General features: G+C 66.4%; 8 protein-coding genes. All 8 read left to right on the top strand.

Annotated elements, in window-relative coordinates; all coding sequences use genetic code 11:
- The first annotated feature begins 1 nt into the window (after position 1).
- The 8 genes from AC1D1G_RS02025 to fadD32 all read left to right on the top strand — a co-directional run bounded on the left by AC1D1G_RS02025 (position 2) and on the right by fadD32 (position 11,524).
- The gene (locus AC1D1G_RS02025; RefSeq protein WP_477950859.1) at positions 2–1,921 is read left to right on the top strand and encodes an arabinofuranosyltransferase AftB family protein; all 1,920 of its coding nucleotides are present in this window, start codon (positions 2–4) and stop codon (positions 1,919–1,921) included.
- Positions 1,922–2,258: 337 nt separating this feature from the next.
- A complete protein-coding gene (locus AC1D1G_RS02020; RefSeq protein ID WP_283332640.1) occupies positions 2,259–3,269 on the top strand; it encodes an alpha/beta hydrolase in 1,011 nt (336 codons plus the stop codon).
- A 285-nt stretch (positions 3,270–3,554) separates the two neighbouring features.
- A complete protein-coding gene (locus AC1D1G_RS02015; RefSeq protein ID WP_280781876.1) occupies positions 3,555–4,550 on the top strand; it encodes an alpha/beta hydrolase in 996 nt (331 codons plus the stop codon).
- Between the two features lie 131 nt (positions 4,551–4,681).
- Complete coding sequence (locus tag AC1D1G_RS02010) at positions 4,682–6,568, top strand: alpha/beta hydrolase-fold protein (RefSeq protein WP_283332642.1); 1,887 nt, start codon at positions 4,682–4,684, stop codon at positions 6,566–6,568.
- 126 nt (positions 6,569–6,694) lie between these two features.
- A complete protein-coding gene (locus AC1D1G_RS02005) occupies positions 6,695–7,270 on the top strand; it encodes a DUF732 domain-containing protein (protein ID WP_005260437.1) in 576 nt (191 codons plus the stop codon).
- Between the two features lie 6 nt (positions 7,271–7,276).
- Positions 7,277–8,257, top strand: coding sequence for a cutinase family protein (locus AC1D1G_RS02000; protein WP_005260436.1), 981 nt, complete (start codon positions 7,277–7,279; stop codon positions 8,255–8,257).
- A 194-nt stretch (positions 8,258–8,451) separates the two neighbouring features.
- Positions 8,452–9,441 (top strand): LLM class F420-dependent oxidoreductase, encoded by a 990-nt coding sequence (locus tag AC1D1G_RS01995; RefSeq protein ID WP_477950773.1) that lies wholly within the window; start codon positions 8,452–8,454, stop codon positions 9,439–9,441.
- A gap of 187 nt (positions 9,442–9,628) precedes the next feature.
- Positions 9,629–11,524: a long-chain-fatty-acid--AMP ligase FadD32 gene (fadD32, locus tag AC1D1G_RS01990; protein WP_317569593.1), complete on the top strand. Its 1,896-nt coding sequence runs from the start codon at positions 9,629–9,631 to the stop codon at positions 11,522–11,524.
- Positions 11,525–11,571 lie beyond the last annotated feature (47 nt).

The following is an 11,571-nucleotide window of genomic DNA, read 5'->3' as shown; positions in this document are numbered from 1 at the left end:
CTTGGTAGGAGGCGCCGAGGACTCGGACGCCGCCGCGGAGCGGACCACCGAACGCCACCGGAAGGCCATCCTCTCGAGGGTGGTCTTCCTCGGGGGTGTGGCCGTCTCGGCTCTCCTGATGTTCTGGGGTGCCTGGGAACGGCGATGGATTGCCGACGACGGCCTGATCGTGCTGCGCACGGTCCGCAACCTCCTCGCAGGCAACGGTCCGGTCTTCAACTCGGGCGAGCGTGTCGAGGCCAACACCAGCACCGCGTGGACGTACATCGTCTACGCGTTCGGCTGGCTCTCCCAGGCCCGGCTCGAATACGTCGTCCTGACGATCGCGCTGATCCTGTCCACGGCGGCGATCGTGCTCGCCATGTTCGGCACCGCGCGCCTGTACCGCGGTGGGTCCTTCGCCGGCGGCGGCACGCTGTTCCTGATGCCCGCCGGTGTGCTCGTCTACATCGCGGTGCCCCCGGCCCGCGATTTCGCGACGTCGGGTCTCGAAAGCTGCCTCGTCATCTTCTGGATCGCGCTGCTCTGGCTGCTGCTGGTCCGATGGAGTCAGGCGACCACCCCGTCCACCACCTCGGTGCTCGTGCTCTCGTTCGTCGCGGGCATGGGGCCCCTCGTGCGCCCCGAGTTGGCGATCCTGGGTGTGCTGTCGCTGGCCATGGTCTTCCTCGCGCCCGGTCTCACGTGGGTGGTGCGCGTGGCGATGGTGTTCGTCGCCGGCATCGTTCCGGTGGGCTACCAGATCTGGCGCATGGGTTACTACGCCCTCCCGTACCCGAACACCGCGGTGTCGAAGGACGCCGGCGGCGCCAAGTGGGCGCAGGGTTTCGCCTACCTCTGGAATCTGCTGGGCCCGTACCTGCTGTGGCTGCCGTTGGTCTTCCTTTTCGCCGGCGCCGTGATCGCCTGGCGGGGCCGGGACAAGTCCATCGAAGATGGTGTTCGTCACACCGAGGGGAATCGGCTGACGCGTCTGCGCGGATGGCTGCGGACTCAGAATGCCGTCGTCGTCTTCATTCTCGCGAGCGGGCTGATCCTCGGTCTGTACTCGTTGCGCGTCGGCGGCGACTTCATGCACGGCCGCGTTCTTCTCCCCGTTCTGTTCTGTTTCATCGTTCCCGTCGCCGTAATTCCGGTGCGAATTCCGGACCGGGCCGCGTGGGGGCGTAATAGGGAATCGTCGATTTTCCTCGCAATGGCTTCCCTGTGGGTCGGCACCGTTGTGTGGGCATTCTTCGCGTCGAACACGACGGGAATGCCGGAGGGCGTCGTTATCGGACGGTCCGGAATTGTCGACGAACGCGCCTTCTACGTTCTCAACACCGGTCATGCGCACCCGATTCGCGCGGACGATTATCTGGACTACCCGCGGATGCGCGCCATGGTCCAGACCATCTCGGACACCCCCGACGGCGGCCTGCTCATCCCGTCCGCCGATTACACGTACTGGTTCGTCGTTCCTCCGCCCCTTCCGATCCCGGACGGCGGCGCAGGCCACACCGTGTACTTCCTGAACCTCGGCATGACGAGCATGAACGTCGGTCTCGACGTGCGGGTGCTGGACCAGATGGGTCTCGCCTACCCGCTCGCGGCGCACACCGAACGGTTGGGCGACGGCCGTATCGGGCACGACAAGGCCCTCTACCCCGACTGGGTCGTGGTGGACACGGGAATGATCGACAAGCACCCGTGGATGCCCGGATTCCTCGACGAGGAATGGGTGACCGAGGCGCGGGTCGCGCTCACGTGCCCCGAGACGCAGGACCTGCTGACGTCGTACCGGTCGGAACTGACGTGGCCGCGATTCAAGCAGAATTTCAAGGATGCGCTGCATTTCGCGAGTTATCGATTCGAGCGAGTGCCCGCATATGAAATTCAGCGGTGCAATCTCGAGCCGCCGTTCCCGGAACCGGCCAAATAGGGCGAACCGGGCGGGGCGGGTGTCACCGGGGCGTCCCGGGTAGATCTCGATGTCGGAACACCAGATCTCGTTTGTGTAACGCGGGAACTGTCGGCGACGATGTACGTCGATGATGAGTCATCGTGACGGTGGTCTGGAAGTTCCTCGAAAAGCGCTCCGTGAGCGTTTGTCAGGGAAGTTCGTGTGACATACAGTCCACCGAGCGCAGTGTGACTTGGAAGAGGTCCGCTGCCGACCCGGCTTCAACGCCCGGGCCGGCAGGTCGCCTGTTCCCCGACGGAATCCGCCGGAGCCGCCCAGTGGCGGAGTCCGCAGACGAAGAGAGTGAGCAGTATTCATGCGTTTTGCCAGACCGAGGTTGTCTCAGCGCCTCAAGCAGCGTGCGATGGCCATCGGAGCCGTCGCACTGGTACTGCCTATGGGCGCAGGAATCGCTGGTGGAGCCGTCGCCGCAGCAGCACCGACGCACGCGGGTCCCGCCAAGACCGCGCCGGCCGGTGGCTACGAGGAACTGTGGGTTCCCTCTTCCATGGGACCGATCAAGGTCCAGGTCCAGTGGGCAGCCCGCGGCGGTAGCGCCGCCCTGTACCTGCTCGACGGACTGCGCGCCCGCAACGACCGCAACGCGTGGAGTTTCGAGACCAACGCGTTCGACCAGTACCGCAACGACAACGTGACCCTGGTCATGCCCGTCGGTGGCGAGTCCAGCTTCTACTCCGACTGGTACTCGGCGAGCAACTTCAACGGTCAGCCCGTCACGTACAAGTGGGAGACGTTCCTGACGCAGGAACTGCCCGACTTCCTGGCCAACTACGGCGTCTCGCGCACGAACAACGCCGTCCTCGGCCTGTCGATGGGTGGTAGTGCTGCCCTGACCCTCGCCGCGTACCACCGCGACCAGTTCAAGTTCGCCGGTTCACTGTCCGGTTACCTGAACATCTCGGCTCCCGGCATGCGTGAGGCGATCCGCGTCGCAATGCTCGACGCCGGCCGCTTCAACGTCGACGCGATGTGGGGCCCGCCGTGGAACCCGGCGTGGCTGCGTAACGACCCGTTCGTGTTCGCGCCGCGTCTGAACGGCCTGTCGATGTTCATCTCGGCTGCCAGCGGTCTGCCCGGTGAGTTCGACCACCCGCGCGCTCCGATCGACTACTACAACACCGCCAACGGCATGGGCCTCGAGGCTCTCGCCCTGGCCAACACCCGCGCCTTCCAGGTGCGTCTGGCCACCCTCGGTGTCCCGGCCACCTTCGACTTCCCCGCCAACGGCACGCACTCGTGGCCGTACTGGGGTTCGGAGCTGTTCAAGGCGCGCGGCCAGATCCTGGACACACTGGGCGCCTGGTGATCTGACACCACCCTCGTGACGAATGCCGCCCCGCCTCACCGGCGGGGCGGCACTCGTGCGCTCTGGAGTGCATGTGCCCGGACCGGGAACGTGAGGGAAAACCCAGGATTCCCTTCCCCGGGAGTGCACAACGGAACGTTTTGTCAGTAAGGTGATCCCGTCGAGACGCCACCCGCGCAGCGAGCGCTGCGCGGGTGGCGTCTGTACGTGAGATTTTCACGAGAGTTATCGAGAGGTTGCCGCGGCCGCGGCGCGAGACGGATCAAGCGGAGGGAAGACGAGTTCATGCGAGTTGGGGGTTCGACGAGAACAAGCGGATGGGCCAGGCGTACCGCCGCCGCAATTGCTCTGGCGGTCGCACTGCCACTGGGCGTGACCATGGTGGGCGGCGGCGCAACGGCATCCGCAGCCTTCGATCCCGCCGCACAGGACTTCTGGGTCGATTCCGCCATGGGACCGATCAAGAGCCGCATCTGGCGTGCCGCCGACGGCAACACCAACCGGGTCGTCTACCTGCTCGACGGTCTGCGCGCGCAGGACGACCTGAGCGGCTGGGAGGTCAACACCGACGCGGGCCCGTTCCTCGCGTCGCAGAACATCAACGTCGTCCAGCCGGTCGGCGGACAGTCCAGCTTCTACTCCGACTGGATTTCGAACTCGAACCTCAACGGCCAGAAGACCCCGTACAAGTGGGAGACGTTCCTCACTCAGGAACTTCGCGACGCACTGGCGAACCGCCTCGGGTTCCAGTCCACCCGCAACGGCGTGATCGGCCTGTCGATGGGTGGCAGCGCCGCCCTGACCCTCGCCGCCTACCACCCCGAGCAGTTCAACTACGCGGGCTCGCTGTCCGGCTACCTGAACATCTCGGCTCCCGGCATGCGTGAGGCGATCCGCATCGCGATGCTCGACGCCGGCCGCTACAACGTCGACTCGATGTGGGGCCCGCCGTGGAACCCGGCGTGGCTGCGCAACGACCCGTTCGTGTTCGCGAACAAGCTTCGCGACAACAACACCCGCCTGTGGGTGTCGGCCGCCAACGGCATCCCCGCCCCCGGCGGAGCCGCACCGACCGGATTCATGGACGTCTTCAACGCGAGCACCGGTGCGAGCCTCGAGGCGCTGTCGCTGGCGAACACCCGTGCCTTCCAGGTCAAGATGGCGACCCTCGGCGCGAAGAACGTCACCTACAGCTTCCCGCCCCGCGGCATCCACACGTGGCGTTACTGGCAGCAGCAGATCCACGATCTGGCCGGCGACCTCGGCAACACGATCGGGTAGCTCGGAAGTAACAATTGCACCAGCTGTAACAGCGCGGCACTCCCACTCGTCTGTCGTTTGCGTGTAGAAAGAACCGGAACGCGAGGCCGTGCTCCGTGTTGGCCTCGACGCGCAGAGAGAGAGTGAACGTCATGCGAGTAGGCCTGTTCAAGGCAGAACGTCAGCGTTCGTCGGCCGGAAATGTTCGAAGGCGGACGCTGGCCTCGCTTGCCGCTGTGCTCGTGGTGCCGGTGGCGGTCGGGTTCACCCAGACCGCCACCGTCTCGGCTGCGCCCGCCGCCGCGCACGCTCCGGTGGCCACACAGGCCCCGGGCGGCGCGACGATCCATCACGTCGACTGGCTCACCGACCGTCGCGTGGCGATCTGGATCAACTCCCCGTCGATGGGCGTGCCGATCCAGGTGCAGATGCTGCTTGCGCGCGACTGGAACTCGAAGCCCACCGAGAAGTTCCCGTCCGTCTACATGCTCGACGGACTCCGCGCGCAGGACAACGAGAACGGCTGGACGCTCGAGACCGACGCCGAATCGTTCTTCGCCGACAAGAACATCAACGTCGTCCTCCCGGTCGGCGGCCAGTCCAGCTTCTACTCCGACTGGGTGGCCCAGGACAACGGTCAGAACTACCAGTGGGAGACGTTCCTCACGAAGGAACTGCCCCCGATCCTCGAAAGCGACTGGCGCACCACGCAGACCCGCGGCGTCATCGGACTCTCGATGGGCGGCACCTCCGCGATGTTCCTCGCGGCCCGCAACCAGGGATTCTTCACGTTCGCCGCGTCGCTGTCGGGCATGCTCACCACCACCGCGCTCGGCATGCCGCAGGCCGTCGCGTACGCGATGAGCGACGCGGGCGGATTCGACGCGGACGCGATGTGGGGTCCCCCGACCAGTTCGGCGTGGGAGGAACACGACCCCTACCTGCTGGCCGACAAGCTCAAGGGCGTCAGCCTGTACATCTCCAGCGGTAGCGGAACCACGGGCCCGTACGACCAGCCCTCCGGAATCCCCGGCGTCAGCACCAATTACGCGGGCATGGGCCTCGAGATCCTGTCGCGGCTTACGTCCCAGACCTTCGCGACCAAGCTCAACAAGCTGGGCATCCCCGCCCAGGTCAACTACCGGCCGTCCGGCACGCACTCATGGCCGTACTGGCAGTTCGAGCTCCACCAGCTGTGGCCGCAGCTCGCCAGCGCCGTCGACGTCGAACCCGACAAGCCGGTATGCACCACAGGCGGTTCCATCGCCGGGGTCGCCGGCGCGAACCCGTGGATCGGCGACTGCCTCACCCCCGAGTACAGCCTCGCGGGCGGCACGGTCCAGGACTTCCGCAACGGCCGGATCTTCGCCAAGTCCGACACCGGCGCGCAGCCGGTGGCCGGCGCCATCGGCGGCGTCTACCAGGCGACCGGCGGTCCGGGTGGGCCGCTCGGCTACCCGACGACGCCCGAACTGGCCACACCCGACGGTCGCGGTCGCTTCAACCACTTCGAGCACGGGTCCGTGTACTGGTCGCCGCAGACCGGGGCGCACGCCGTCCGCGGCGCGATCCGCGACGAGTGGGCACGTCAGGGCTGGGAGGGCGGACCGCTCGGATACCCGGTGGCCGAGGAAGTTCCGACGCCCGGCAAGGACGGCGCGGTGCAGGGCTTCGAGATCGGCGCCATGTACTTCAGTCCGGCGAACGGCACCCACCGCGTGCAGGGAATGATCATGGGCAAGTACGCCGAACTCGGTTACGAGGGCGGGTGGCTCGGATTCCCGAAGACCAGCGAGATCGCGGTCAAGGACGGCGGCCGGTTCAACCAGTTCGAGGGCGGCAACATCTACTGGAGTCCGCTGTCGGGTGCGTGGGCCGTGGAGAACGGACCGATCTTCGACGCCTGGAAGAGCGCCGGCTACGAGGGCGGCCGACTCGGCTTCCCGATCAGCGACAAATTCGCCATCCCCGGCGGAGTTCAGCAGAACTTCCAGACCGGTTACGTCACAGTGATCGACAACAAGGCCGAGATTCACTGATGGCCGGACCGCACTAGAAATCTCACGCGCAGCGGGCGGGGCGGGGTCCAGCGGACCCGGCTTCCGCCCGATCTGCGTCTGTACCCTGTCGAGAGACAACGACTTGGAAAGCAAGGACGGAAATAGATGCCGCAGCACTCACGTATCAGCACCACCTTCCGACGGGCGATCGCCGTAGGCGCGCTCGCCGTCGCAGCGAGCGGATTGTTGGTCGGGTGCGGCAGCGACGATTCCACGGCGACGTCGAACCCGTCCACCAGCGCCGCGACGTCGGCTGCGGCGTCCAGTTCCGCCGAGAGTTCGGCGTCCGCCGCGCCCAGCGCGAGCGCCTCGGCTTCGGCCTCCGCGCCGGTGACGAGCCCGGGTGAGGCGGCGACCGCGCCGCCGCAGCAGCCCGAGGAAGTTCCGGGCGATTTCCCCGGCCCCGCCGAGGTCCCGGTCAGCGCCGAAGGCCAGAAGTTCCTCGACGCGCTGAAGAGCAAGGGCATCGAGCCGGCCGCTGACGGCACCATGGCCGTGAGCACCGCCGACTTCATCTGCCAGGCCAAGGCCGAAGGCAAGAGCGACGCCGAAGCGATGGTGTTCGTCACAGCGATGGTCGGCACCGAGGCGTCGGCTGCGGGTCAGGAACTGACCCAGGAGCAGGCGACGGCCAACGCACAGACCTACATGGATGTCGCCCACGCGACGTACTGCAAGTAGACGCCGATGTCGTTGACCGGGCGCGGAACGCGGAAGAAGAAGAGCAGCCTCCTGCGCAAGCTGATGGTGCTGATCGTGATCCTGTTGGTGATTCTCGTCGCAGTGATCGCGCTCTGGTATCTCCTCGCAGGGCGGCTGCCCAAGCCGATCCCGACCCCGCCCGGTCCCGAGCGTCCCAACGCCCAGCCGGCCAGCTGCCCCGACGTCCAGGTGGTGGTCGTCCCGGGCACGTGGGAGTCCAGCGCCGTCGACGACCCGTACAACCCGACGGCCAACCCGGCGTCGCTGATGCTCAACGTGTCGCGGCCGCTGCAGGAGCAGTTCGAGCCGTCGCGCGCCGATGTGTACACGGTTCCGTACGTCGCACAGTTCTCCAACCCGGTCGCCTTCCCGCCGGACGGGCAGCAGTCGTACAACAACAGCCGCGGCGCGGGCACGGCCGCCACCAACGACATCCTGATCCGTCGTCATGCCGAGTGCCCGCTGACCAGCTTCCTGCTCACCGGATTCTCCCAGGGCGCGGTCATCGCCGGCGACGTCGCGTCGAGTATCGGCGCAGGTGACGGTCCTGTTCCGGCGGATCTCGTACTGGGTGTCGGGCTCATCGCCGACGGTCGCCGCGACCCGGCCGCCGCCACGAATATTGGGCAGCCGGTCGCCGGTGTCGGAGCCGAACTGTCGCTGGCCGGTCTGCAGATCCCCGGAATCACGATGACCGGTCCCCGCCCCGGCGGTTTCGGTGATCTCACCGACCGGGCGGTCGAGATCTGCGCCCCGTCGGACGGAATCTGTGACGCCCCAGCGCAGGCGTTGAAACCGAGCAACTGGATCGGAAGCGGTCTGCGTCTGCTCGAGTACAACAACAACCCCGTCCACGCGCTGTACAACTCGTACGTCGTCGACGACTCCGGCACCACGGCCACGCAGTGGATCGCCGGTTGGGCTGCCGAGAAGATCGAAGCCGCTCCGACCCCGGCACACAGTTGATTTTGTGGCGGATGGGTTCACCGTGGTCGGTGAGCCGTGAAACGTCCCAAACAGATAGGCGAGACGCGTACTGGCCGGTAGTGTGCGTTTCTCGGCACCGGTAGAGTGCTGCACTGTTGCGGCATCACCGGTGCCCGACCCCACCGATGTTCACGTCCTGAAACGCGGGCGTTTCACCACAGGAGAAGCTATTCATGAGTTCCGACGCCAGCTCGTTGCGTAAGTTCCGATTCGCAGCAGGCGGAGAGGGCAACGCGGACGAGGGCGGCGCGCGTCGGTTCGTCAAGCTCGCGCAGAAGGCCGAGGAACTCGGGTTCGACAGCTTCATGATCCCCGACCACCTGGGTAACCAGGTGGGACCGATCGCCGCTCTGGGTGCACTCGCGATCGCCACGGACAAGATCCGGCTCGGCACCGCCGTCCTCGCGAACGGGTTCCGGCACCCGGCGATCCTCGCCAAGGACGCCGCCACCATCGACGTCCTGTCGGGTGGTCGCCTCGAACTCGGCATCGGCGCAGGCTGGATGAAGGAAGAGTTCGACAAGGGCGGCATCGACTACGAGCGCCCGGGCATCCGGATCGCCAAGCTCGAGGAGACCCTGCAGATCCTCGACGTGCTGCTGCGCGGCCAGGAGTGCAACTTCGACGGCAAGTACTACCAGATCAAGGGCCTGACGGGCAGCCCGCGACCGCGGCAGGGCCCGCGTCCCCCGATCGCCGTCGGCGGCGGCGGCCCCAAGATGCTGGCGCTCGCGGCCAAGTACRCCGACATCATCTCCGTGGCGACGCCGACCAGCAAGGAAGGCAAGCTCCTGCTCTCGGGTGTCACGCTCGAGAAGACGATGGAGCGCGTCGACCGGATCCGGGAGGCTGCCGGCGACCGGTTCGACGACATCGAACTGAACTGGACGATCACCACCATCGTCATCACCGACGACCGTGAGCAGACCGCCGAGATGGCGCTCGCCGCACTCGATCAGGGCTTCCCTCCGAACATCGAGGTCGACACCAAACTGTCCGTCGAAGACATCCTGAGCTCGCCGTATCTCGCGATCGGAAGCTTCGAGGAGATCGCCGATCAGATACGTATGGTGCGAGAAAAGACGACAATGTCTTACGTCGGTGTGTTCCCCACACAGATGGATGCGTTCGCGCCGATCATCTCGCAACTGAAGGGCGAGTAGACGCAGCGTACCGAGGGCGGCGATGCCAATCTGTAACATATCGATGGTTTGGAATCGATGAACTTATTCGGGTGAGTGGCGTGTTACGTCATTCCCCACGAGTTGTACAAGATCCGATTCGGCGAAGGAAGTCTGGGGCGCAGTCATGCCGGTGGCATGCCTGTGTGATCGCTTCGGAGGAGATGGAATGAACGCGAAGTTCGATGATTTTATCGACGAGAAGGGCCATATCAGGCTCGACTCGGGAAGCACGCTGGTCGACTACGTCCAGCGGCACACCCGGGAGAACTCGGACGAGCTGGCATACCGCTACATCGACTATTCGCGGGACAGAGACGGCGAAGCACAGGAGCTGACCTGGGAACAGTTCGGCTATCGCCTGCGCGCCGTCGCGGCTCGCCTCCAGCAGGTCACCAAGCCCGGCGACCGTGTCGCAGTCCTGGCGCCGCAGGGTCTCGACTACGTCATCTCCTTCTTCGCCGCCATCCACGCCGGAACGATTTCGGTGCCGCTGTTCGACCCCGACGAACCCGGCCACACCGACCGTCTGCACGCCGTCCTCGGTGACTGCACGCCCGCCGCCATCCTCACGGCCACCTCCTCCGCCGCGGGTGTTCGACAGTTCTTCCGGTCCCTCCCCGCCGCCCAGCGCCCCCGCATCATCGCCGTCGACGCCATCCCCGACAGCGTCGGCGAGTCCTGGGTGCGCCCCGAGATCGATCTCGACGACATCGCGTACCTGCAGTACACGTCCGGTTCCACCCGTGTGCCCGCCGGTGTGGAGATCACGCACCGCGCCGTCGGCACCAACGCGCTGCAGATGGTCGACTCCATCGAGCTCACCGAGAACTCGCGCGGCGTCACGTGGCTGCCGCTGTTCCACGACATGGGTCTGCTGACCGTCATCCTGCCCGCCCTGGGCGGCAAGTACATCACCATCATGAGCCCGCGCGCGTTCGTGCAGCGGCCGTACCGGTGGATCAAGGAACTGGCAGCGGTCTCCGACGGTGCGGGCACGTTCGCGGCCGCACCCAACTTCGCGTTCGAGCACGCGGCCGCCCGCGGTCTGCCGAAGAACGGTGAGAGCCTCGACCTGAGCAACGTGATCGGTCTCATCAACGGCAGCGAGCCGGTCACCACGTCGTCGATGCGCAAGTTCAACGAGGCGTTCGCGCCGTACGGCCTGCCGAAGACGGCGATCAAGCCCTCGTACGGCATGGCCGAGGCCACCCTGTTCGTGTCCTCCACCCGGCACTCGGACGAGGCCCGCGTCATCTACGTCGACCGCGACGAGCTCAACGCCGGTCGCGTCGTGAAGGTGGACCAGGACGCCGAGAACGCCATCCCGCAGGTGTCGTGCGGCTACGTCGCCCGCAGCCAGTGGGCCGCCATCGTCGACCCGGAGTCGCGGATCGAGCAGCCCGACGACCGGGTCGGAGAGATCTGGCTGCACGGCGAGAACATCGGGATCGGCTACTGGGGTCGCACCGACGAGACCGCCGAGACGTTCCACAACAAGCTCACCAACCGGCTCGCCGAGGGTAGCCACGCGGAGGGCACGCCCGAGGACGCCAACTGGATGCGGACCGGCGACTACGGCGTCTACATCGACGGCGAGCTGTTCATCACGGGCCGCGTCAAGGACCTCGTGATCGTCGACGGCCGCAACCACTACCCGCAGGACCTCGAGTACTCGGCGCAGGAGGCGAGCACCGCGCTCCGCCCCGGCTTCGTCGCCGCATTCGCGGTCCCGGCCAACCAGCTGCCCGCCGTCGTGTTCGAGAACACACATTCGGGTCTGAACTATGACGCGGGCGACTCCTCAGAGCAGCTCGTGATCGTCGCCGAGCGCGCACCGGGTGCGGGCAAGGCCGACCCCCAGCCGATCGCCGACACGGTGCGGGCGGCGTTGTCGAGCAGGCACGGGGTCACCGCGCGCGACATCCTGCTGGTGCCCGCGGGCTCGATTCCTCGTACGTCGAGCGGCAAGATCGCCCGCCGCGCGTGCAAGGCGAGCTACATCGAAGGCACCCTGCGCGGCGGATACACGCAGACGGCCTTCCCCGATAGCGTTTCCGAATAGTCCACTTCCTGACGGGTAGCTTGGTGAGTTGATGGCTGAAAAAGATG

This window comes from Rhodococcus sp. P3_B8 (assembly GCF_056402775.1).
Note: the sequence above shows the minus strand (reverse complement) of the source record. Positions and strands in the feature narration are given on the sequence as shown.

Excerpts from the sequence above, each read along its gene's own strand:
- AC1D1G_RS02020 (WP_283332640.1), top strand. The coding sequence starts at position 2,259 with ATGCGTTTTGCCAGACCGAGGTTGTCTCAGCGCCTCAAGCAGCGTGCG.
- AC1D1G_RS02010 (WP_283332642.1), top strand. The coding sequence starts at position 4,682 with ATGCGAGTAGGCCTGTTCAAGGCAGAACGTCAGCGTTCGTCGGCCGGA.
- AC1D1G_RS02000 (WP_005260436.1), top strand. The coding sequence starts at position 7,277 with ATGTCGTTGACCGGGCGCGGAACGCGGAAGAAGAAGAGCAGCCTCCTG.
- fadD32 (WP_317569593.1), top strand. The coding sequence starts at position 9,629 with ATGAACGCGAAGTTCGATGATTTTATCGACGAGAAGGGCCATATCAGG.
- AC1D1G_RS02015 (WP_280781876.1), top strand. The coding sequence starts at position 3,555 with ATGCGAGTTGGGGGTTCGACGAGAACAAGCGGATGGGCCAGGCGTACC.
- AC1D1G_RS02005 (WP_005260437.1), top strand. The coding sequence starts at position 6,695 with ATGCCGCAGCACTCACGTATCAGCACCACCTTCCGACGGGCGATCGCC.